This is a genomic window from Streptomyces sp. NBC_00669 (genome assembly GCF_036226785.1).
Classification (GTDB): Bacteria; Actinomycetota; Actinomycetes; order Streptomycetales; family Streptomycetaceae; genus Actinacidiphila.
This window is the reverse complement of record NZ_CP109018.1, coordinates 4,027,980-4,049,416: the sequence shown is the minus strand read 5'-3', so window position 1 is coordinate 4,049,416 and position 21,437 is coordinate 4,027,980. Positions and strand designations below refer to the sequence as shown.

Below are 21,437 nucleotides of genomic sequence, written 5' to 3'. Positions count from 1 at the left end.
GCCCCGCGGTGGTCGTGTCGACCGCGGGGCCCGCCGCGTGGGTCAGGAGAGAGCGGTGACGGCGGAGCGGACCTTCGTGGCGATCGCGTCGGGCAGCGGGGCGTAGCCGGCGCTGGACAGCTGGCCCTGGCCGTCGGCGCTCGCGATGTAGTTCAGGAAGGACTTCGTCAGCGGCAGGGTGTCGGACTTGTTGCCCTTGTCGCAGGCGATCTCGTACGTCACCAGGACGATCGGGTAGGCGTTGTCCGCCTTGGTGGTGTACGCGGCGCTCAGGTCGAGCGCCAGGTCGGAGCCGGTGCCGACGACCTTGGCCTGCGCGATGCCCGCGGAGGCGTTGGCGCTGCTGGCCTCGACCGGCTGCGAGGCGCCGGTGGCGATCTTGACGGTCGGGATCTGGTCGGCGGTCGCGTAGGACAGCTCGAAGTAACCGATCGCGCCCTCGGTCTGCTTGACCTGCGAGGCCACACCGGAGGACTGGGCGACGGCCTGGCCGCCGTGACCCGCCCACGCCTTGGCGTGCGGGTACGGCCAGTCGGCCTTGGCCGCGCCACCGAGGTACTTGGTGAGGTTGTCGGTGGTGCCGGAGTCGTCCTGGCGGTGGAAGCTCTGGATCTTGGTGCTCGGCAGGCTGGCGCTCGGGTTGAGCTTCTTGATCGCCGGGTCGTTCCACTTGGTGATCTTGCTGTTGAAGATCTTCGCCAGGGTGGGGGCGTCCAGCACCAGGTCGTTCACGCCGGGCAGGTTGTAGCCGATCGCGATCGGGCCGCCGACCATCGGGATGCTGATGCCCTCGCCGCCGGTGCACACCTTCTTGGAGGAGGTGATCTCGTCGGGGGCGAGCGGGGAGTCGGAACCGGCGAAGGCGTCCGTGCCCTGGTTGAAGTCGATGATGCCCTGGCCGGAGGAAGACGGCTTGTAGTTGATCGTCGCGCCGGAGCACGCCTGCTGGTAGTTCTTCACCCAGGCTTCCATCGCGTTCTGCTGAGCGGTGGAGCCGGAGGACAGGATCTGTCCCTTGGCGCAGGAGATCGACGACGCGTTCGTCGACGAGCTGGCCGAACCGCTGGGCGCCGACGAGCTGTTGTCACTGCTGTCGTTGTTGTCCGAACCGCAGGCGGTCAGGACCAGCGCGCCGGTAATCGCGACCGCGCCGACGGTCAAGGCCCGCAGTCCGCTCTTACGCTGAAGCTTCACCTTCGTGTGTTCCTTCCAAAAGCCCGCCGGTGGACGGCGAAGCAGAGGGTTTGGTGATCTGCATCCACCCGGCGCCTTGCTGCTCACCGGTAAGGCCGAAATTAGGCAGATCAGATGAAGCGGCCAACGGGGGAGAGTGAACGCGAGGTGAACCTCATCCGTCGGTGTGGTGGCCCGGCGTGGGGAGGCTGCTCGGATGAGCCGGGTGGGGTGCGCGAGGAGCGCGTGACCTGGGCATGGAACCGGCGCACGGATGCCCGCGGGCGCCGGCCGGAGGGCACGGCGGGACCGGTCGGCGGGGGCGCGCCGACGGTACGGGGCACGCGCTGCGGTGCTTCGGCGCGACAGGGCGCGCGAGGGCGCTACGGCGACGGGCGCGCGACGGCGCTACGGCGGGACCGCGCCACGGGGCCCGCGCGGCCGGTCAGTCCGCCAGGGTGCCCAGCAGCGCGGTGATCAGCTCGCGGTCCCGGTCGTGGGTGAGCCGGCGCCGGGCCGCCTCCGGGGCGAGCCAGGCCACCCGGTCGACCTCGTCGTTGGGCGAGAAGGGCGGCGCGGCGGGCCCGGAGGGTGCCTCGGCGGCCCAGTACCTGACCTCCTTGGGGCGCCCGGCGGTCCAGTAGTGCGCGGCCGGCAGCGGCGTGCCGAGCACGCACTCCACGCCGGTCTCCTCCCGGGTCTCGCGCACCGCGGCCGCCGCGTGGTCCTCGCCCCGCTTCAACTTGCCCTTGGGCAGGCTCCAGTCGTCGTACCGCGGCCGGTGGATGAGCGCGACCTCGATCCCGCCGTCCGCGGCGCGTCGCCACAGCACGGTGCCGGCCGCCCTGACCGTGGTGCTCATGACTGCCACAACCGGGAGAACGAGAAGCGGGCGGCCTCCACCTCATGCCGCTGGTCGGCGTGCAGCACCCCCAGCGCGTACGCGGTGGCCGGGGCGATCCGGGGGGTGCGGGCCGCGGCGGACACCGCGGCGGCTGACTCGGCGGCCTCGTGGTGCCGCTGGAGGACGAGCGCGGCCTCGGCCAGCCGCGGGTCGCCGTGTCCGCCGGCCCCGGGCACCTCGGCGGCGTACCGGCTCAGCCGCAGCAGGATGCGCACCTGGTGCCAGGGCGCGTCCTGGAGGTCCGCGGTGAGTTCGGCGCCGAGCGCGGCCTGCACCGCCTCGGCGTTGTACGGGTGCGCGGCCCGGCGCAGCGGCAGCGTGCCGGCCGCCTCGGCGAGCCGGGAGTGCGCCTGCTCGGCCAGCGGCGGCAGCACCGCGGCCGCGGGCCGGCCGGCCCGCGCGGTCAGCGGCACCTCGGAGGCGAGCACCGCGATGGAGTCGGCCAGCGCGTGGAAGCGTGCCGAGCCCATCGCCTGCAAGGTCGCCGAGTGCGCCCGGGTACGGGCCAAGGTGAGCTGCCGCTCCAGCAGCGCGGCGGCCCGCGCCGCCCCGACCGCCAGCGGCGCGCCGGCCTGCGTGGGAACCGGGCCGCGCGCGGCGACCGCCGCGACGCCGCCGGCTCCGCCCGACCGCGGCCCCGGGGCCCGGCCGCTCCCGCCCGGCTCCGTGCCGAGAGCGGCTCCGGCCGCCGCGTCCGTACGCCGGCCGTACGCCGGTCCGGCCGCGGGCGCGGGGCCGGGACCGGTCGCCGGGTCGGTGTCCCGCCAGGCGCCCTGGGGGAGCGGCGGAGGCGGGAGCGGGTCCTCGGGCGGGGTGAGGGCGGACAGCCGGCGCAGGGCGTCCAGGAGGCGGCCGAGCCGCACCGCGTACTGCGGCTCGCGGCCGAGAGTGGCGCCCAGCCAGCCCAACTCGGCCCGCATCGGCTCCGCCCAGGCCGGGTCGGTCAGCTCGCCGTAGGTGTGCAGCACGCCGGCGATCCGCCGGGAGCTGCCGCGCAGCAGCGAGTCCGCCACGGCCTCGTCGTCGCCGCGCACGCCGAGCCCGCGCAGGAACGCGGTCGCCTGCGTGCGCAGATAGGACGACAGCGCCTCGCCCGCGCTCCTGCCGTCGGCCCCCGTGCTGACGCCCACCGCGCTGCTCCCCGTGTCAATGCCGTCGCCCGGTCGACCGGGGATCTCCTGTGCGAGCAGGTCGCTATGTTGCTGCTGACGGGCCACGCCGGCGCCTCCGGGCGTCGATGAGCATTTCCTGGACGTTGCGCAGCGGGCGGCCGTCGGAGTCGGTGCTGTGCCGGGTCCAGTCGCCGTCGGCCGCCAGGTGCCAGGACGCCGTGGCGTCCGACATCCCGGTCTCCAGCAACCCGTTGAGCGTGGCGCGGTGGCCCGGGTCGGTGACCCGTACCAGCGCCTCGATCCGGCGGTCGAGGTTGCGGTGCATCATGTCGGCGCTGCCCAGCCACACCTCGGGCTCGCCGCCGTTGCCGAAGACGAACACCCGGGAGTGCTCCAGGAACCGGCCGAGCACGCTGCGTACCCGGATGTTCTCCGACAGGCCGTCCACGCCTGGTCTGACCGCGCAGATGCCGCGCACCCAGATGTCGACCGGCACGCCGGCCTGCGAGGCGCGGTAGAGCGCATCGATCACCACCTCGTCGACGATCGAGTTCACCTTCACCCGCACGTAGGCGGGGCGCCCGGCGCGGTGGTGGCCGATCTCGGCGAGGATGCGCTGGATCAGCCCGTCGCGCAGGCTGCGCGGGGCGACCAGCAGCCGGTTGTACGTCTCGCGGCGCGAGTAGCCGGACAGCCGGTTGAACAGGTGGGAGAGGTCCGCGCCGACCTTGGGGTCGGCGGTGAGCAGGCCCAGGTCCTCGTAGAGCCGGGCGGTCTTCGGGTGGTAGTTGCCGGTGCCGACGTGGCTGTAGCGGCGCAGGGTGTCGCCTTCCTGGCGGACCACCAGCGACAGCTTGCAGTGCGTCTTGAGGCCGACCAGGCCGTAGACGACGTGGCAGCCGGCCTCCTCCAGCTTGCGGGCCCACTTGATGTTGGCCTGCTCGTCGAAGCGGGCCTTGATCTCGACCAGCACCAGCACCTGCTTGCCCGCCTCGGCCGCGTCGATCAGCGCGTCCACGATCGGCGAGTCGCCGGAGGTGCGGTAGAGCGTCTGCTTGATGGCCAGCACGTCGGGGTCGGCGGCGGCCTGGTCGAGGAAGGACTGCACGGAGGTGGAGAACGAGTCGTACGGGTGGTGCAGCAGGACGTCCCGCTCGCGCATCGCGGCGAAGATGTCCGGCGGCGAGGCGGACTCGACCTCGGCGAGGTCGCGGTGGGTGCCGGCCACGTAGGGCGGGAACTTCAGCTCCTCGCGGTCCAGGGCGGCGATCGCGAAGAGCCCGGTCAGGTCGAGCGGGCCGGGCAGCGGATAGACCTCGGTGTGCTTCATCTTCAGCTCGTGGACGAGCAGGTCGAGCACCCGCGGCGCGATCGACTCCTCGACCTCCAGCCGCACCGGCGGCCCGAAGCGGCGCCGCATCAGCTCCTTCTCCAGGGCCTGGAGCAGGTTCTCCGCGTCGTCCTCCTCGACCTCCAGGTCCTCGTTGCGGGTGACGCGGAACATGTGGTGGTCGAGGACCTCCATGCCCGGGAACAGCTCGTCGAGGTGGGCGGCGATCACGTCCTCCAGCGGGACGTACCGCTGCGGGCTCGCCTCCAGCAGCCGGGACAGGATCGGCGGCACCTTCACCCGGGCGAAGTGCTCGTGCCCGGAGACCGGGTTGCGGACCACCACCGCGAGGTTCAGCGACAGGCCGGAGATGTACGGGAAGGGGTGCGCCGGGTCGACCGCGAGCGGGGTCAGCACCGGGAAGATCTGCTTGCGGAAGAGCGTGGCCAGCCGGGCCTGCTCCTGGCCGGTCAGATCGCCCCAGCGGATGACGTGGATGCCCTCGTCGGCCAGCTGCGGGCCGACGTCGTTCTGGAAGCAGGCGGCGTGGCGGGCCATCAGCTCGCGGGACCGGGTCAGGATCAGGTCCAGCACGTCGCGCGGCTGGAGGCCGGACGCGGAGCGGGTGGCGACACCGGTGGCCATCCTGCGCTTCAGGCCGGCCACCCGGACCATGAAGAACTCGTCGAGGTTGCTCGCGAATATGGCCAGGAAGTTCGCGCGTTCCAGGAGCGGGGTGGACGGGTCCTCGGCGAGTTCCAGGACCCGCTCGTTGAACGCCAGCCAGCTGCGCTCGCGGTCCAGGAAACGGCCCTGCGGGAGTTCCTCGCCGAATTCCTCGCCGGCCTCGGCCAGCCCGGGCGGCTCCGGGTCGAGATCGGGGACCACTCGCGGCCGGAAAGCGCCGTCGGGGGTGCTGAAGGTGCCGTTCGCGGCGTGTCCGCCCGTGCCTCCGGCAGTCTGAGCCGCCTGGGCGGCCTGCGCGGGTACATTCGGGTGGTTTGTCTGGGCCATGGGTTTCGAGCCCTCCTCCGGTTCCGGCACATCCGCCACATGGGCGGCCCCCGTACGGCGGCCGACGGCCGTCGCTCCATTGTCCCGTGTACCTGCGGGTTTCGGCAGGTCGGGCGGGGGTGTGGGGGGCGGGGCAGCGTGCTGCACCCAGCGATGTTCGCAAGCGCGGTTGAATGACCGGTAAAGAGAGCATTGCCGTCAGGCAAGCGGGGTGCTTCCAGCAAGGGTGCGCTCACCCTCCGGGGTGCCCCCACGCGCCCCTGAGTATGCGCGGCTCCTCGCGAGGTGCCCAGAACTTTCTCCGCGGCGAGCACCTCCCACAAGGGGCGCGGGGAACGGCGCGACAAGCCCCCCACCGGGGGGTGGTCCCGGAACCGACAGAACACATCACCCCGGGCGGTCGTCCGGCGCGACAAAGCACCCTGCGGAGCAAGTGCGCCAGGGCCGCTGGAAAGAAGCGACGTTCCTTTCGTGGAGGAGCCGCGCATACCCAGGGGCGCGGGGAACGGCGCGACAAGCCCCCCACCGGCAGGTGGTCCCGGAACCGACAGGACACCTCACCCCGGGGGGTCGGCGGGCCCTAGTTCTCCGTGCGGTACATGAGGTCGGTTTCGTGGGTGGTGAAGCCGAGGCGTTCGTAGACGGCGAGGGCGGGCGCGTTGTCGGCGTCGACGTAGAGCATGGCGGTGCCGAGGCCGCGATCCAGGGCGAGGTGGCGCAAGCCGATCGCGGTGAGCGCGCGGCCGAGACCGCTGCCCTGTTCGCCCGGGGCGACCCCGACGACGTAGACCTCGCCCAGCCCCTCGGCCGCGTGCACCTTGGTCCAGTGGAAGCCGACCGGCTCGGAGCCGCGGAAGGCGAGGAAGAACCCGGCCGGGTCGAACCAGGACTCGGCGATGCGGTCGTCGAGGTCGGCGCGGGTGATACCGCCCTGCTCGGGGTGGTGCGCGAAGGCCGCCGCGTTGACCGCGAGCCAGGCGCTCTCGTCCTGCCCGGGCACGAAGGTGCGGACGGTGACGCCGTCGGGCAGCCGGGGCTCGGGCACCCCGGCCGGCTCGGCGTCGAGCGGGCGGCGCATCTGCCGAAGCTCGCGGAAGAGTTTCATGCCGAGCCGCTGGGCGAGGTGCCGGGCGGCGGGGTGCCCGCCGTGCGCCCACACCCGCAGCCGCCGGTCGGTGGCGGCGAGCAGCTCCGCCGCCAGCGCCTGCCCGTGGCCTTGCGAGCGGCGCTGGGGGTGCACCACGAACTCGGCGGACGGCGCCTCCACCGGGTCGGTGCCGTCGATCTGCCCGTAGCCGGTCAGCTCCTCGGTCGTCGTGCCGTCCGGTCCCGGCCGCGGCGTCGGTGTCCACAGCAGCAGGTGCCGTACGCCGGGGCGGCCGGCCTTGCGGATGTGCAGCCGGCCCTGTTCGGACACGGCCGGCTGGCCGTCCTCGGCGGCGGCGGCCTCGATCAGGTCGAGGACGGCCCGGGCGGCATCGTCGGGCAGATCGGTGCGGGTCTCGATGCGGCGGTCGCTCATGCCGTGATCGTACGGCGCGGCTCCGTGCCGTCCCGCGGTGCCACCTGGGGTCGTACCGGGATGATCGCGGCCGACACGCAGGCGGTCGCGGCGGCCAGGACGAAGCCCGGCCAGTAGGCGGTCGCCGAGATCAGCGCGGCCATCGCCGGGGGCACCACGGCGGCGGTCAGGTTCTGTCCGGTGTTGTGCACGCCCAGCGCCCGGCCGGACCAGGCCGCACCGGCCCGCTCGGCGGTGGAGGTGAAGGACAGCCCGTTGGTACTGGCCGAGATCGCGATGGCGACGACCAGCAGGACCGGCGTCAGCGGGGACGGGAAGGCGGTGGTCAGCGCGGTGGCGCCGATCACGACGGCGGTGACCGCGGCGAGCTGCCGCATCGGGCGCATCCGCTCGCCGACCGCGTCGGACCAGCGCCCGACCAGGATGCGGGAGACCGCGCCGAGCCCCTGGGCGACCGCGATGAGCTGTCCGGCGTGCACCGACGACCAGCCGCGCACGTCGACCAGCAGCACCAGCGCGAACGCCCCCGCGGTGAACTGCGGGATCACCAGCAGCGCCGCCGAGCCGTGGATGCGCCACAGCACGTTGGAGCCGCGGTACGGGTTCGGCGCGGGCGCGGCCGCCGCCTTCCGCGTCCGCGCCGGGTCGGCGGCGAACAGCGCGATCAGCACGGCGATCACCCCGCAGGCCACCGCGAGGAAGCCGATCGCGCCGGGCAGGCCGTGCGCGTCCGACAGCGGCGGCATCGCCAGCGCGGCCACGCCCATGCCCAGCGGCGTGGACGTCTGCCGGATGCCCATCGCCAGGCCGCGTTCCTTCGCGGCGAACCAGCCCATCACCAGCCGGCCGCTGGCGGAGTAGACCGAGGCGCCCGCCGCGCCGGCCAGCACCAGCAGCAGTCCGAGGGCGAGCATGCCGTGCGCGGCCCACGCGGCCAGCGCGAGGGCGCCCGCCGCCAGCCCCAGCCCGCAGGCGATCACCACCCGCTCGCCCCATCGGTCGGCCGCGGCGCCCCACAGGTACAGGGCGAGCACGAGACCGGTGGTGGGCGCCGCGACGAGCAGCCCGACCTCGGTCAGCGACAGGTGCTCCTGCTTGCGCAGGGTGTCGGCGAGGTACGGGATGCCGTAGACGAACGCGCAGGCGGCCGTCTGGGCCGCGGTTCCCAGGGCCAGCATCAGCCAGCGACGCATGGGTGCACCTCCTCGGTAGGTGGTGCACCCAACTATGTCGGCTCACCGAAGGGTGAGACAGAGTATTCCGAATAGTGAGACGGAATCCGGTGGCGCCGTGACCCGCGGGTGCCTCAACTCCCGCTGGGCGGAGGGAAGCCGGAGGGCGGGACGTCGGACGGCTGGGTGTCGGGCGGGAGGTCCGGCGGGGCCGTCGGCGCGCCCGGCAGCCGTAGCGCCGCCAGCGTGCCGCCGCCCGGCGCCGGGGAGAGCGACACCTCGCCGCCGGCCTGCTGCGCGGTGCGGGCCACGATCGACAGCCCCAGGCCGCTGCCCGGCAGCGACCGCGCCGACGGCGAGCGCCAGAACCGCTCGAACACGTGCGGCAGGTCCTCCGCCGGAATGCCCGGGCCGTGGTCCCGCACCGTCAGCAGCCCGCCGCGCAGCCGCACCTCGATCTCCCCGCCGGGCGGGGAGAACTTCACCGCGTTGTCCATCAGGTTCACGATCGCCCGCTCCAGCGCGGCCGCCTCCGAGCGGACGAACCACGGCGCCACGTCCGCGACGATCTTCAGGTCCGGGCCGCGCAGCCGGGCCCGGGCCAGCGCCGTCTCCGTCACCTCGTGCAGCGCCACCACCTGGAGCGTCGGCCCCGCGTCCGGCCGGGACAGCTCCTGGAGGTCCCCGATCAGCGCGGCCAGCTCCGTCATCTGCGCCTTCACCGACGCCAGCAGCGCCTTGCGGTCCTCCGGCGGGATCGCCCGCCCGGTCGCCTCGCTGCGCTCCAGCAGCTCGATGTTCGTCCGCAGGCTGGTCAGCGGCGTCCGCAGCTCGTGCCCCGCGTCCGCGATGAGCTGCTGCTGGCGGTCCCGGGACGACGCCAGCGCGGCCGTCATCGAGTTGAACGACGCGGACAGCCGGGCGATCTCGTCCTGCCCCTCGACCGGGATGCGGACGTTCAGGTCCTCGGTCCGCGCGATGTGCTCCACGGTCTGGGTGAGGGTGTCCACGGGCCGCAGCCCGGTCTGCGCGATGAGCAGGCCCGCGCTGGCCGCGCCGACCGCACCGATCCCGGTGACGGCGAGCAGCACCCAGGCGAGGGTGGTGAGCGGATCGGTGACGACGCTCAGCGGGCGGGCCACGGACAAGGCGACCGGCTGTGTCTGGTCCTGCAGGATCAGCCGCACGTTGGTGTTCACCGTGTACACGCGCAGCGCGGTGCCGTCGCTGTGCACGGTGTGGGTCACGGAGACCCGCTGCGGTCCCGAGGTCGCGATGCTGCGGTCGGCCGCCGTCGTCGCGAACGTCTTGGTGCCCGTGATCAGGCAGGTCTTGCCGTCGGGCAGCACGATCTGGGCGGACACGCTCGACGGGTTGATGTTGTACTGGCCGTTGTCGGGCGCCGCGGACTGGCAGGAGAAGGGACCGAGACGGCTGGCGCGCGAGAGTTGCTGCGTCGCGTCCTCCACGCCCTGGCTGAGGGACCTGTCCAGCTGCGAGTTCAGCTCGTTCCGCGTGATCAGCCAGCAGGCCAGCGCGGCCAGCGCGACCGCGATGAGCACCGCGGCCGCCGTGAGGATGGTGAGCCGGGAACGCAGGGGAAGGCGGTTCACGCGTGCCCGCCGTCGGGGGCGCGCAGCACGTAGCCGACGCCGCGCACGGTGTGCACCAGCCGCGGCATGCCGCCGGCCTCGGTCTTGCGGCGCAGGTACATCACGTACACGTCGAGCGAGTTGGAGGACGGCTCGAAGTCGAAGCCCCACACCGACTTGAGGATCTGCTCCCGGGTCAGCACCTGGCGCGGGTGGGTCAGGAACAGCTCCAGCAGGGTGTACTCGGTGCGGGTCAGCTCCACCTGCTGCCCGGCCCGGGTGACCTCGCGGGTGGCCGTGTCCATCCGCAGGTCGGCGAAGGTGAGCGCGTGCGCGTCGTCGTCGGTCCGGCCGGGCGGGGTCGCGTACGAGCTGCGGCGCAGCAGCGCGCGCAGCCGGGCGAGCAACTCGTCCAGTTCGAAGGGCTTGACGAGGTAGTCGTCGGCGCCGGCGTCCAGGCCCGTGACGCGGTCGCCGACGGTGTCCCGGGCGGTGAGCATCAGGATCGGCGTGGTCACTCCGCTCGACCGCAGCCGGCGCGCCGTGGTCAGGCCGTCCATCCGCGGCATCAGCACGTCCAGCACGATCGCGTCGGGGCGGTAGCTGTCCGCCTGCTCCAGCGCGGCGAGTCCGTCGGCGGCGAGCGCGGTGTCGTACCCCTCGAACGCCAAGCTGCGGCGCAGCGCTTCCCGTACGGCCGGCTCGTCGTCCACGATCAGCACCCGCGCGGGCGCCTCGCCGCTCTCCCCGTTACTCATCCGTTCCCTACCTCATGACCCGTCTGTGGTGTCCCCAGCGTCGCACGTCATCCTCGGCGGATGGCGTCGTTGCGCGTGCGCGGCTCGTCCCCGGCGTGCGGCCGTACGACCGGCCACCTGCCGGGGGACGTTCCGGCGACCACCGCGGGCACCTCCTAGTTGCTGTCCCCGCCGGCCCTCAGGTGCGCGAGGTCGGACGTGACGGTGTTGATCGGGATGGCGAACCCGAGCCCCACGCTGCCCGCGCTCGACGAGGAGGAGCTGCTGTCGGAGGAGCTGGAGTACATCGCCGAGTTGATGCCGACGATCTGCCCGCTCATGTTGATCAGCGCGCCACCGGAGTTGCCCGGGTTGAGCGACGCGTCGGTCTGGATCGCCTTGTACGTGGTCGTGGTGCTGCCGGTGCTGCCGTTGTACTGGTTGCCGCCGAAGGAGAACGGCCACTGGTCGCCGCTGCCGCCTCCGCTGCCCCCGCCGTAGCCGTAGCCCTGCTGGCCCTGGCTCTGGTCCTGGCCCTGGCTCTCCTCGACCGGCACGGTCACATCGCGGTTGAGCGCGGAGACGATGCCGCTGGTCACGGTGTCGCTGAGGCCCTCGGGCGAGCCGATCGCCACGACCTGGTCGCCGACCGCGAGCCCGGAGGAGTTGCCGAGGACCGCCGCGGGCAGTCCGCTCGCGCCGTTCACCTTGATCAGCGCGAGGTCCTTCTTCGCGTCGGTGCCGACCACCGACGCGGACGCGGTCTTGCCGCTGCTGTAGGTGACGGAGATGCTCTGGGCGCCCGCGATCACGTGGTTGTTGGTGATGATCTGGCCGTTGGAGGTGATGATGACGCCCGCGCCGGTGGACTTGCCGTCGCTGAGGGTCGCGTTGATCTCCACCACGCTGGGGTTGACCGCCTTGTACACGCCGGCCACGGAGCCGTCCACGGCGGAGGCGTTGACCGCGGCGGCGGACGCCACGCTGTTGCCGGAGTTGTCGGTCGCGTGCCCGATCAGCGCGCCGGCGCCGCCGCCGATCACACCCGCGGCCAGGGCCACCGCCGCGGCGAGCGCGAACGGCCGGCTCATCCGGCGGCGCCGGTGCGGGACGGGCGCGGCACCCAGGGGCGCGGCACCCACGGCCGCGTAGCCGGCCTGGTAGGCGGGCGGCGGCGGGTAGCCGCCGGAGCCGGTCGCGGTCTCGGGGGCCGGGGGAACCACCGACCCCTGGATCACGGTGTGCCCGGGCTCGCCGCCGCCGTAGTACGGGTCCTGGTAGCCGCCCCCGGAGTGCGGGTGCGGCTGCACGGGCGGAGCCGCGGGGGTGGGCGACTCGGAGTACGGCGCCTGCGGGTCGGGCTGGAGCGGAAGCTGCGGGTCGTACGGAAACTGGGGTTCGCCGTTGCGGCTGCTCTCGCTGGTCATGCCTATGACTGTGTGCTCGGTTCATGAGAGCTTCCTGAGTGCACGCTGAGAAGCCCGACAGAAGTAGGTATGCCCGATATAAGGAAGAGCGGTCGGCGGTGCGCGCGGCCCTTATCCGGCCCGTACGGACGCGGTGCGAGGCCCGGTTTTCAGGCCGGTTTCGAGGCTGCTCCACGGCCCTCGCGGCGGCCGGTCTCGGACCGCCCGCGCGGGCCGGTGCGCCGCGTGCTCAGGCGCAGCCGCACGAACCCCGGACGACCAGCCGGGACGGGAACTGCCGGACCCGCTCGCGGCGCGAACCGGGCACCCGCAGCGAGTCGTCGAGCACCGCGTCCACCGCGGCGCGGGCCATCGCCTGCCGGTCGGAGGCGACCGTGGTCAGCGGCGGGTCGGCGAGCGCGGCCTCCTTGACGTCGTCGAAGCCGGCCACCGCCAGCTTGCCGGGCACGTCGATCCGCAGCTCGCGGGCGGCCCGCAGCACGCCGATCGCCTGGTCGTCGGTCGCGCAGAAGATGGCCGGCGGCCGGTCCGGCCCGGCGAGCAGGCCGAGCGCGACCTGGTAGGCGTCGTAGCGGTTGTACGGCGCCTGGAAGAGCCGGCCCTCGGTGGGCTTCCCGGCCTCCGCCATGGCCCGCCGCCAGCCGACCACGTGGTCGGTGACGGGGTCGCCGACCTCCGGGGTGACCTCGGTGCCGCCGAGGCAGGCGACGTAGTCGTAGCCGTGCTCCAGCAGGTGCCGGGTGGCCAGTTGGGCGCCGCCGATGTCGTCGGTGACCACCGCGATGTCGTCGATCGCCTCGGGACGCTCGTGCAGCAGCACCACCCGGGCGTCCCAGGCGTCGATCTCTATGGCGGCGTTCTCGCTGGGACCCTGGCTGATCAGGATCAGCCCGGACACCCGCATGCCGAGGAAGGCCCGCAGGTAGTGCACCTCGCGGTCGTCGAGGTAGTCGGAGTTGCCGACCAGCACCATCTTTCCGCGCTCGGACGCGGCCTGTTCGACCGCGTGCGCCATCTCCGCGAAGAACGGCTGGCGCGCGTCCGGGACGATCAGCCCGATCAGGTCGGTACGGCGGCTGGCCATCGCCTGCGCGACCCGGTCCGGGCGGTAGCCGAGCTGCTTGATGGCCGCGAGCACGCGCTCGCGGGTGGCCGGGGCTACCGGCCGGGGTCCGTTGTTGATGACGTAGCTGACGACCGCGGTCGAGGTCCCCGCCAGCCTGGCCACATCGTCACGCGTCACCTTGGGCACGTCGCGCAGTCTACGCGTGTCCAACCTGCCGTCATATAAAAGTTCAGACGGTCTGCTCGGCCGAACTGCGCTTGTCCACATACTGGTCGGCGGACCGCTCGACCGAGCCCTCCGCCGGGTACCGGCGGCTTCCCTCGCGGTCGGGCTCCTCGGCGGTCCGGTCGCCCGCGCTCGCCTTGTCGGCCTTCTCGGTCCGGTCGCCCTTCTCGGGCTTCTCCGGCGTGACGAAGCGGTAGCCGACGTTGCGCACGGTGCCGATCAGCGACTCGTGCTCCACGCCGAGCTTGGCCCGCAGGCGTCGCACGTGCACGTCCACGGTGCGAGTGCCGCCGAAGTAGTCGTAGCCCCACACCTCCTGGAGCAACTGGGCGCGGGTGAAGACCCGGCCGGGGTGCTGCGCGAGGTACTTCAGCAGCTCGAACTCCTTGAAGGTCAGGTCGAGCACCCGGCCCTTGAGCTTCGCGCTGTACGTCGCCTCGTCGACCGACAGGTCGCCGTTGCGGATCTCCATCGGGCTGTCGTCGTTGCTGATCTGCTGGCGGCCCATGGCCAGCCGCAGCCGCGCCTCGACCTCGGCCGGGCCGGCGGTGTCCAGCAGCACGTCGTCGATGCCCCAGTCCGCCGTGACGGCGGCCAGGCCGCCTTCGGTGACCACCAGCATCAGCGGGCAGCCGGGGCCGGTGGAGCGCAGCAGCTGGCACAGGCTGCGCACCTGCGGCAGGTCCCGCCGGCCGTCGATCAGGATCACGTCGGCACCGGGGGTGTCGACCAGAGCCGGGCCCTCGGCGGGTGCCACGCGCACGCTGTGCAGCAGCAGACCGAGTGCGGGCAGCACTTCGGTGGAGGGTTGAAGGGCGTTGGTCAGAAGCAGGAGTGAACTCACCGGGCGCTCCCGTAGGTCGTCGTCCGGCCGCGGTACGCCGTCACGGACGAGGGCGGTGGTGCCAGGACACGTCTCACGACCTGTCTCAAAACCGAACCCTCCTCGATTTCCGCGAGGCGACACGCATGCCGGAAAGCACGAAAGGACCCGGGGGCGACATTGCCCAGGTCCTCTTCCAGGGAACAATAGCCCACATGGACAGCCCTGCCGAGAGCGACGACAGCCTTTCGCGTGTTTCGGTGGTCACTTCGAGTGGCCGCCGGGCGGTGTTGTTGACATCCGATCGGGTGCCCGTCGAGGCGGAGCACATCCCGGCACCGGCGGGTTCCGGCCGACTGGCGATCGTGGTCGCGCACGGCTTCACCGGCGCCCTGGAGCGGCCCGCGCTGCGCCGCGCGGCCGGGCGGCTGGCGGCCTACGGCGGCGTGGTGGCCTTCTCCTTCCGCGGCCACGGCGGCTCCGGCGGACGCTCCACGGTCGGCGACCGGGAAGTGCTCGACCTGGAAGCGGCGGTGCGCTGGGCACGGCAGTTGGGATACCCGGACGTGGCCACCGTCGGCTTCTCGATGGGCGGTTCGGTGGTGCTGCGGCACGCCGCGCTGTTCGGCGTGGACGCGGTGGTGTCGGTCAGCTCACCGGCCCGCTGGTACTACCGCGGCACCCCGCCGATGCGCCGCCTGCACTGGGTGGTGACCCGGCCGGTGGGGCGGCTGGTCTCGCGCTACGGGCTGCACACCCGCGTCCACACCCGCGACTGGGACCCGGTGCCGCTCTCCCCGGTGCAGGCGGTGCCGCTGATCCCGCCGGCGCCGCTGCTGATCGTGCACGGCGACCGGGACGCGTACTTCCCGCTGGACCACCCGCGCTCGCTCGCCGAGGCGGCCGGCCCCGGCGGCGCGGAGCTGTGGATCGAACCCGGCTTCGGGCACGCGGAGAACGCGGCCGCGCCGGAACTGCTGGACCGGATCGGCACGTGGCTGACCGCCCGCTTTCCCGCGAGCTGACGCCGACGGGCCATGATGGACCCGCACGACGCACTGACCTGAGGACGGAGCGATGGCAGCACCTGACACGGCGGGGCCCGCGGCGGGCACGATCCGCTACTGGGCCGCGGCGAAGGCCGCCGCGGGCACGACGGAGGAGCCGTACCGCGCGGCGACCCTCGCCGACGCCCTGGCCGCGGCCCGCGCACGGCACGCCCGCGAACCGGAGTTCGCCCGGGTGCTGCTGCGCTGCTCCTTCCTGATCGACGGCACGCCCGTCGGCACCCGCGACCATTCCGCGGTCCCCCTGCCAGACGGCGGCACGGTGGAGGTCCTTCCGCCGTTCGCGGGAGGATGAGATGAACGACTTCCACGGCCCCGACGGGCCGCACGGCACCCCTGCCGCCGACGGCGCCCCCGGGCAGACGCCCCCCGGGCAGGCCCCGGCCGAGGGCTACCCCCAGCAGCCGGCCGACGGTCACGGGCAGCCCTACGGCCACTCCTACGGTTACGCGCCGCCGGCCCCCGGCGGCTGGGGCGACGGTGCCCCCGGCTACCCCGACGGCGCCCCCGGCCCGCAGGCGTACGGCCCCGGCCAGGACGCCCACCCGCAGGCCGGGTACGACCCGTCCGGGTACGACCAGGGCGGATACGCCCGGCCCGGGTACGGCACCGGCTACGAGCAGGCCGGCCACGAGCAGACCGGTCACGGCCACGGCGGCTACGCGGAAGGCGGCTACACACAGGGCGGCTACGTCCAGCCCGGTTACGTACAGCCCGGCGCCCCGCCGACCGGCGGCGGGCAGGGCGCGTACGCCGGACCGGGCGACCCCTACGGCGCGGCCGGCCCTGGCCACTTCCACCCGCCCGCCGACGGGACCACCTACGTACCGGAGCCGATCGGCGTGCAGTTGCCCTCCGACGCGGAGCCCGGCAACGGATTCGGGGGGCCCGCGGCCGGCGGCACGTGGAGCGGCCAGGCGGCCGCCGGACAGGGGCAGGCGGCGCCGCCCGCCGCGGACACCTGGGCCGCGGCGCCCGCACCCGCGCCCGCCTGGGGCACCACCCCCGGCGGCGCCCCCGGATACGCGCCCGGCCAGGACGCCGGCTACGGGTCCGGCTACGGGTCCGGCTACGGGCGGCAGCCCGCACCCGCCCCCCGGCACGCCCCGGACGTACCCGTCGCCGCGGCCGCGCCCGCCGGGTACGCCCCGGCCGGAGACCAGCAGGAACCCGAACTGGAACGGACCGCCGCGCTTCCCGTCATCGAACCGGAAGCAGCCCTGCCGCCGCACCGGACCGGCTCGCCGATCATCCCGCCCGGCATCCAGCCCGCCGGGCTGACCGCGGTGCTCGGCCTGCTCCTGGCCGGCGGGGCGGCGGTCGGCAAGCCCGCCCTCGCGGTGGTGCTGGTGCTGCTCCAGGCGGTCACCGCGGCCGGCTGGTTCCGGCTGAACGGCATGTGGCCCGCCCGGCAGGGCATCGTGCTGGCCTTCCTGTCCGGCGTCACCGTGGACATCGCGGTGCTCGCGGTCAGCGGCGGCCACGGCCCGGTCGCGCTGCTCGGCACCCTCGGGGTGTGGCTGCTGCTCGTCCTGGTGCTCCAACTGCGCCACCACGGCTCGGCCGACGAACGCCTCTCGTCGCTCACCGCGACCTCCGCCTCCACCCTGCTCACCGTGGTCGCGGGCGGCTACCTCCTCACCGCCACCTCGCACGCGGGCAGCGACCCGGTCGTGGTCGGGGCGGTCGCGGTGGCCGCCGCCACGCTGGTGCGCGCGGTGCGGCTGCCGGGCGGGGAGCCCGTCTCGCTGGTCGCCGCGCTCGTGGTGGCCGCCGCGACCGGGGCGCTCACCGGCCCGGCCACCGGCTTCGGCTCGGGGCACTCGGTGCTGCTCGCCGCCGCGGCCGGCGCCTGCGCGCTGATCGGCCTGCGGGTGGCCAGTTACGACTGGCCGTCCCGTTTCGTGCACTTCACCGCCGGGGTCGCGCTGCCGCTGACCGCGGCCGCCCCGGTCGTCTACGCCCTCGGTGCCGCACTGACCTGATCACGAGCGTGAGATAAATGATCGGCCCGGCGGGAACCGTACGGGCCCCGCCGCCCGTCAGGCGTTGCGAGCGAGTCGAACGGTAGAACGGTCAACAGCCGGGGAGAACCCATGCGCGCGGCGCGAATAACACTGATCGTGGTCCTGGTCCTGGGCGCGATCTTCGTCGGGCTGGACCGGATCGCCGTGTACGTGGCCCAGAACAAGGCCGCCAGCCAGGCCCAGACCTCGGAGGGCCTGACCGACAAGCCGAAGGTGGGCATCAAGGGCTTCCCGTTCCTCACCCAGGCCCTGTCCGGCAAGCTGCACCACGTGACGATCAACGCCGACGGCGTCGCGGCGTCCAGCGGCGGCCAGAGCGTCCAGGTCGAGGACTTCCACGCCGACCTGTACGACGTGAAGCTCTCCAACGGCTACAGCGAGGCCAAGGCCGACCGCGCCACCGGCGAGGCGAAGATCAGCTACGAGGAACTGACGAAGGCCGCGCCGGACGGGATCACCGTCTCGTACCCGGGCGACGGCACCGACACCGTGCGGATCACCGGCTCCTACCTCGGCACCAACCTCAGCGTGCTGAGCAAGCTCAGCGTCGTGGACCCGAAGTCCGGGGCCGCGCCCAACACGATCCAGCTGCACGCCGAGGGGCTGCCGAAGGAGTTCACCGCGCTCGGGCTGGAGACCAAGCTCCGCAACCAGATCGACTTCACCCCCGAGCTGACCCACCTGCCCGCGGGGCTGGGCCTGACCTCGGTCACCACCGGCCCGGACGGCATCACCATCAAGTTCGGCGGGCATGGCGTGGTTCTCGCAGGCTGAGACGCCGCTGTCCACCACGGCGGCCTCGGCCGACTCGGCACCCCTCGCGCACCGCTCGAACGCGCGCGCGAGGGGTGCCGTGCGTGCGGCGCCCGCAGCTCGTCTTGTTATATGGACAGTCTCGTCTCGTCATGCGATACACCGGTGACACTTCGCGCTTTATTTCCCTACGATCGGGACTCATGAAGCGACAGGCGGACCTCACAAAGCGGCGGGCAGTGGACCTGTGCCGCGTGGCCGCCATGCTCTGTCGACTTTCCTGAAGGGCGCCCGCCCCGCCGCGACGCCGCGGCCCCATGGCCCTCCGCGGCCGGCCCGCCGCCCTCCCCGCTGCCGCCAGGCACCCCCGACGCGCCCGCGCGCTTCGACGCAAGTGACCGCGCCACCGCACATTCCGTACTGCCCCGGAGGAGATCAGCATGAGCCGCAGTGACGTCCTCGTGGACGCCGACTGGGTCGAGGCCCACATCGACGACCCGAAGGTGGTCATCGTCGAGGTGGACGAGGACACCTCGGCCTACGAGAAGAACCACATCAAGAACGCGGTCCGCATCGACTGGAAGTCCGACCTCCAGGACCCGGTCCGCCGCGACTTCGTCGACCAGGCCGGCTTCGAGGCACTGCTGTCGGCCAAGGGCATCGCCAACGACGACACCGTCGTGCTGTACGGCGGCAACAACAACTGGTTCGCGTCCTACGCGTACTGGTACTTCAAGCTCTACGGCCACGACGCGGTGAAGCTGCTCGACGGCGGCCGCAAGAAGTGGGAGCTGGACGCCCGCGAGCTGGTCGACGAGGTGCCCGAGCGCGCCGCGACGACGTACCAGGCCAAGGCCCAGGACACCTCGATCCGCGCCTACCGCGACGACGTGGTGGCCGCGATCGGCGCGCAGAACCTGGTCGACGTGCGTTCGCCCGACGAGTTCTCCGGGAAGCTGCTCGCCCCCGCGCACCTGCCGCAGGAGCAGTCGCAGCGCCCCGGCCACGTGCCGAGCGCGCGCAACATCCCGTGGTCGAAGAACGCCAACGACGACGGCACCTTCAAGTCGGACGACGAGCTGAAGGCGCTCTACGCCGAGGAGCAGGTCGACCTCGCCACGGACACCATCGCCTACTGCCGGATCGGCGAGCGCTCCGCGCTCACCTGGTTCGTGCTGCACGAGTTGCTCGGCGTGAGCAACGTCAAGAACTACGACGGCTCGTGGACCGAGTACGGGTCCCTGGTCGGCGTGCCGATCGAACTCGGCTCGAACTGACGTCGAGCAGGACCCAGACGAGGCGAGGACTGAACCTTATGTGTGGAGCGAAGGCCGGCGGCCCGGACCTGGCAGGAGTTGACGTGGCGAACGAGACGATCATCCAGGGGTCCGTGACCCGCGACGGCGAGCCGGTCAGCGGCTATGTGCGGCTGCTGGACGGCGGCGGCGAGTTCACGGCGGAGGTGCCGACCTCGGCCACCGGGCAGTTCCGCTTCTTCGCCGCCCCCGGCACCTGGACCCTGCGCGCCCTCGTCCCGGGCGCCACGGTCGACCGCACGGTGGTGGCCCAGCAGGGCGCCGCGGCAGAGGTCGCCATCGCCGTCTGACCCGGTCCCGGAAACCCGGACGGGCCGCACCCCGCGCAAGGGGGTGCGGCCCGTCCGCATGCTCTGAGCCGTGGGGCCGTGGGCCCGGATCGGTCGTGGAGCCGTGGAGCCGGGTCAGTCGCGGTGGCGCTTGCGGTTGCGGTTCCCCTCGTCCAACTCCGCCCACCACGCGTCCGACTGCGGGTCGCCGCAGCCGCCTCGCATCCGCTTGTCCGGCTCGGGCGCGGCCTCGTCGGCTTTCCGCTCGGCTTCCTTGCCGCCGCGTGGGCCCTTCTCGTCCCACCACCGGTCCTCGGGGCCTTTCCGGTTCGCCACGATCGCCGCGACGGGCGGGATCACCATGGCGAACAGGCACATGCCGATGGCCGCCTGCACCGACCAGAGGCGCACGACGGACCACGCCAGGACGAAGAGCACTACGCAGGTGCCCATCATGGCGAAATACCAGTGACGACGACGCGCGTACACACTTCAACGGTACGACCGGTACCCCCGAATGGCACCTGCCCGAACGGGCCGACGGGCCGGGGCCCAGCCGGGGCAGGGAAGGCGCCGCACCCCCCGCGCGGCGCGTCGGCCGCGCACCGGGCGGCTCAGCCCGCGGCGGCGTCAAGCAGGATGCGGACCAGCTCGTCGGGCTGCGAGAACATCGGCCAGTGCCCGGTGTCCATCTCGACCAGCTCCCAGGTGTCGCCGGTGAGCAGCTCCGCGACGGTCCCGCTCGGCTCCGGCCAGTCCAGCAGGCACTTGATGTACGTCGCCGGCAGGGCTTCCAGCGGGCGGGGGAGCGCCGCCGGCTCGGTGAGGCTCGCACCCGGGTGGGGCGTGGCGCCGGCCAGCAGCCGGGCGGTCTGCTCGGGGGTGAGCCCCTGGCCGTCGAGGTCCTCCGGCCCGGGCGGCGCCCAGAAGCCGCCGCCCGCGGTGACCGCCTCGGCCACCTCGCCGCCGCCCGGGAAGCTCGTCACGAACGACCCGCCCTCGACCGGCACGTTGGCGTCCACGAACACCACGCGGGTCAGCCGGTCCCCGATCCGCCCCGCGGCCTGGCCGACCGGGATGCCCGAGTAGCTGTGCCCGACCAGGACCACATCGCGCAGGTCGGCGTCCTCGACCGCGCTGACGATGTCCCGCACGTGGGCCTGCTGCCCGGCCGGCTCCTCGCCGCCGCGCTCCGCGACCCCGGTGAGCGTCAGCGGGTGGGCGCCGTGGCCCGCCGCCCGCAGCCGCTCCGCCACCTCGTCCCACGCCGACGAACCGAGCCAGGCGCCTGGCACCAGTACGAATTCCGTCATGCCCGCAACCTAGTGCCGTGACCGGAAAGGTGCACCGGTTCGCGGCGCCCGGCACGCAGACCTTTCCGGCCACGGCACTGGCGGAGGAGGCCGACAACGGCCGTGCGGGCCGCGCTCCGGCCGCCATACGCCGAGGTCAGGCGGGGACCGCACGGGGAAGACCGCACGGGGAAGCCGCGCGCCGGGGGTTCAGTAGACGAGCGCCTGCACGCCGTCCTTGGTGATCTCGCTGACGAACACCTGCGCGCCCGCGATCCGTACACCATCCATGACGTCGCGCTCGGTGATGTCACGGCGGGCCGCGCACTGCGTGCACAGGGTGACCTGGCCGCCGGCCAGCACGGCGTCGAGCAGGTCGGGCAGCGGCGCGGAGTGCGGGAGTTCGAACTCCGCGGCCCGCCCGGGCAGGGCGAACCACGCGGACTCGCCGGTGAGCCAGAGCGACACGTCCACCCCGCTGGCCACGGCGACCGCCGCCACGGTGAACGCCTGCGAGCACCGCTCGGGCGCGTCCGCGCCTGCCGTCACCTTGATCACGACTTTATTTGTCATACGAGCACCCTAAGCGGTGATATAAAGCAGATCCGCGTGGATC

Annotated in this window: 20 protein-coding genes; 6 read left to right on the top strand and 14 right to left on the bottom strand. The window is 73.2% G+C overall.

Translation table 11 applies throughout. The features are described 5' to 3' along the window. Nucleotides 1–42: 42 nt before the first annotated feature. The 11 genes from pstS to OG896_RS16680 form a co-directional block, all read right to left on the bottom strand. Nucleotides 43–1,194 (bottom strand): phosphate ABC transporter substrate-binding protein PstS, encoded by a 1,152-nt coding sequence (pstS, locus tag OG896_RS16730; RefSeq protein WP_329366278.1) that lies wholly within the window; start codon nucleotides 1,192–1,194, stop codon nucleotides 43–45. Between the two features lie 424 nt (nucleotides 1,195–1,618). Beyond that, nucleotides 1,619–2,035, bottom strand: coding sequence for an NUDIX hydrolase (locus tag OG896_RS16725; RefSeq protein ID WP_329366276.1), 417 nt, complete (start codon nucleotides 2,033–2,035; stop codon nucleotides 1,619–1,621). Further along, complete coding sequence (locus OG896_RS16720) at nucleotides 2,032–3,207, bottom strand: CHAD domain-containing protein (protein ID WP_329366275.1); 1,176 nt, start codon at nucleotides 3,205–3,207, stop codon at nucleotides 2,032–2,034. The genes OG896_RS16725 and OG896_RS16720 overlap by 4 nt, the downstream gene beginning before the upstream one ends. Nucleotides 3,208–3,271: 64 nt before the next feature. Next, complete coding sequence (locus OG896_RS16715; RefSeq protein ID WP_329366273.1) at nucleotides 3,272–5,533, bottom strand: RNA degradosome polyphosphate kinase; 2,262 nt, start codon at nucleotides 5,531–5,533, stop codon at nucleotides 3,272–3,274. 580 nt (nucleotides 5,534–6,113) lie between these two features. Beyond that, nucleotides 6,114–7,055: a mycothiol synthase gene (gene mshD / locus OG896_RS16710; protein ID WP_329366270.1), complete on the bottom strand. Its 942-nt coding sequence runs from the start codon at nucleotides 7,053–7,055 to the stop codon at nucleotides 6,114–6,116. Next, nucleotides 7,052–8,248 carry an MFS transporter gene (locus OG896_RS16705; protein ID WP_329366268.1) on the bottom strand — a complete coding sequence of 399 codons (1,197 nt, stop codon included), beginning with the start codon at nucleotides 8,246–8,248 and terminating at the stop codon, nucleotides 7,052–7,054. Before OG896_RS16705 ends, mshD begins: the two co-directional genes overlap by 4 nt. A gap of 113 nt (nucleotides 8,249–8,361) precedes the next feature. Continuing rightward, complete coding sequence (locus tag OG896_RS16700; RefSeq protein WP_329366265.1) at nucleotides 8,362–9,840, bottom strand: sensor histidine kinase; 1,479 nt, start codon at nucleotides 9,838–9,840, stop codon at nucleotides 8,362–8,364. After that, nucleotides 9,837–10,577, bottom strand: a complete 741-nt coding sequence (locus tag OG896_RS16695; RefSeq protein ID WP_328467488.1) for a response regulator transcription factor — start codon at nucleotides 10,575–10,577, stop codon at nucleotides 9,837–9,839. The genes OG896_RS16700 and OG896_RS16695 overlap by 4 nt, the downstream gene beginning before the upstream one ends. 155 nt (nucleotides 10,578–10,732) lie before the next feature. Continuing rightward, nucleotides 10,733–11,983 (bottom strand): S1C family serine protease, encoded by a 1,251-nt coding sequence (locus OG896_RS16690; RefSeq protein ID WP_329366262.1) that lies wholly within the window; start codon nucleotides 11,981–11,983, stop codon nucleotides 10,733–10,735. A gap of 229 nt (nucleotides 11,984–12,212) precedes the next feature. Then, a complete protein-coding gene (locus OG896_RS16685) occupies nucleotides 12,213–13,235 on the bottom strand; it encodes a LacI family DNA-binding transcriptional regulator (protein WP_329374073.1) in 1,023 nt (340 codons plus the stop codon). A gap of 43 nt (nucleotides 13,236–13,278) precedes the next feature. Further along, a complete protein-coding gene (locus tag OG896_RS16680) occupies nucleotides 13,279–14,118 on the bottom strand; it encodes a response regulator transcription factor (RefSeq protein WP_329366260.1) in 840 nt (279 codons plus the stop codon). Between the two features lie 194 nt (nucleotides 14,119–14,312). Here OG896_RS16680 and OG896_RS16675 point away from each other — a divergent pair, with 194 nt between their 5' ends. The 6 genes from OG896_RS16675 (at nucleotide 14,313) to OG896_RS16650 (ending at nucleotide 19,550) form a co-directional block, all read left to right on the top strand. After that, nucleotides 14,313–15,122 (top strand): alpha/beta hydrolase, encoded by an 810-nt coding sequence (locus OG896_RS16675; protein ID WP_329366258.1) that lies wholly within the window; start codon nucleotides 14,313–14,315, stop codon nucleotides 15,120–15,122. A gap of 52 nt (nucleotides 15,123–15,174) precedes the next feature. After that, entirely contained in the window at nucleotides 15,175–15,459 is a 285-nt protein-coding gene (locus OG896_RS16670) for a MoaD/ThiS family protein (protein ID WP_328467496.1), read from the top strand. 1 nt (nucleotide 15,460) lies between these two features. Beyond that, the gene (locus tag OG896_RS16665) at nucleotides 15,461–17,149 is read left to right on the top strand and encodes a hypothetical protein (protein ID WP_329366255.1); all 1,689 of its coding nucleotides are present in this window, start codon (nucleotides 15,461–15,463) and stop codon (nucleotides 17,147–17,149) included. A gap of 111 nt (nucleotides 17,150–17,260) precedes the next feature. Beyond that, nucleotides 17,261–17,965, top strand: a complete 705-nt coding sequence (locus tag OG896_RS16660) for an LmeA family phospholipid-binding protein (protein WP_329366253.1) — start codon at nucleotides 17,261–17,263, stop codon at nucleotides 17,963–17,965. Between the two features lie 419 nt (nucleotides 17,966–18,384). Next, nucleotides 18,385–19,221: a sulfurtransferase gene (locus OG896_RS16655; RefSeq protein ID WP_329366251.1), complete on the top strand. Its 837-nt coding sequence runs from the start codon at nucleotides 18,385–18,387 to the stop codon at nucleotides 19,219–19,221. Between the two features lie 38 nt (nucleotides 19,222–19,259). Next, nucleotides 19,260–19,550, top strand: coding sequence for a DUF1416 domain-containing protein (locus OG896_RS16650; protein WP_069466740.1), 291 nt, complete (start codon nucleotides 19,260–19,262; stop codon nucleotides 19,548–19,550). Between the two features lie 114 nt (nucleotides 19,551–19,664). Here the strand turns inward: OG896_RS16650 and OG896_RS40415 are convergent, their stop codons facing one another. The 3 genes from OG896_RS40415 to OG896_RS16635 all read right to left on the bottom strand — a co-directional run bounded on the left by OG896_RS40415 (nucleotide 19,665) and on the right by OG896_RS16635 (nucleotide 21,394). Continuing rightward, nucleotides 19,665–20,018 carry a DUF3099 domain-containing protein gene (locus tag OG896_RS40415; RefSeq protein WP_402450465.1) on the bottom strand — a complete coding sequence of 118 codons (354 nt, stop codon included), beginning with the start codon at nucleotides 20,016–20,018 and terminating at the stop codon, nucleotides 19,665–19,667. A gap of 125 nt (nucleotides 20,019–20,143) precedes the next feature. Further along, complete coding sequence (locus tag OG896_RS16640; RefSeq protein ID WP_329366246.1) at nucleotides 20,144–20,842, bottom strand: alpha/beta fold hydrolase; 699 nt, start codon at nucleotides 20,840–20,842, stop codon at nucleotides 20,144–20,146. 189 nt (nucleotides 20,843–21,031) lie between these two features. Next, complete coding sequence (locus OG896_RS16635) at nucleotides 21,032–21,394, bottom strand: DsrE family protein (RefSeq protein ID WP_328467509.1); 363 nt, start codon at nucleotides 21,392–21,394, stop codon at nucleotides 21,032–21,034. Between the last annotated feature and the right edge of the window lie 43 nt (nucleotides 21,395–21,437).

Bases quoted from the DNA above. Each gene is read 5' to 3' on its own strand.
- OG896_RS16655 (WP_329366251.1), top strand. From the start codon at position 18,385: ATGAGCCGCAGTGACGTCCTCGTGGACGCCGACTGGGTCGAGGCCCAC.
- OG896_RS16725 (WP_329366276.1), bottom strand. From the start codon at position 2,035: ATGAGCACCACGGTCAGGGCGGCCGGCACCGTGCTGTGGCGACGCGCC.
- OG896_RS16715 (WP_329366273.1), bottom strand. From the start codon at position 5,533: ATGGCCCAGACAAACCACCCGAATGTACCCGCGCAGGCCGCCCAGGCG.
- mshD (WP_329366270.1), bottom strand. From the start codon at position 7,055: ATGAGCGACCGCCGCATCGAGACCCGCACCGATCTGCCCGACGATGCC.
- OG896_RS16650 (WP_069466740.1), top strand. From the start codon at position 19,260: ATGTGTGGAGCGAAGGCCGGCGGCCCGGACCTGGCAGGAGTTGACGTG.
- OG896_RS16635 (WP_328467509.1), bottom strand. From the start codon at position 21,394: ATGACAAATAAAGTCGTGATCAAGGTGACGGCAGGCGCGGACGCGCCC.
- OG896_RS16640 (WP_329366246.1), bottom strand. From the start codon at position 20,842: ATGACGGAATTCGTACTGGTGCCAGGCGCCTGGCTCGGTTCGTCGGCG.
- OG896_RS16690 (WP_329366262.1), bottom strand. From the start codon at position 11,983: ATGACCAGCGAGAGCAGCCGCAACGGCGAACCCCAGTTTCCGTACGAC.
- OG896_RS16670 (WP_328467496.1), top strand. From the start codon at position 15,175: ATGGCAGCACCTGACACGGCGGGGCCCGCGGCGGGCACGATCCGCTAC.
- OG896_RS16660 (WP_329366253.1), top strand. From the start codon at position 17,261: ATGCGCGCGGCGCGAATAACACTGATCGTGGTCCTGGTCCTGGGCGCG.
- OG896_RS16705 (WP_329366268.1), bottom strand. From the start codon at position 8,248: ATGCGTCGCTGGCTGATGCTGGCCCTGGGAACCGCGGCCCAGACGGCC.
- OG896_RS16665 (WP_329366255.1), top strand. From the start codon at position 15,461: ATGAACGACTTCCACGGCCCCGACGGGCCGCACGGCACCCCTGCCGCC.
- OG896_RS16695 (WP_328467488.1), bottom strand. From the start codon at position 10,577: ATGAGTAACGGGGAGAGCGGCGAGGCGCCCGCGCGGGTGCTGATCGTG.
- OG896_RS16675 (WP_329366258.1), top strand. From the start codon at position 14,313: ATGGACAGCCCTGCCGAGAGCGACGACAGCCTTTCGCGTGTTTCGGTG.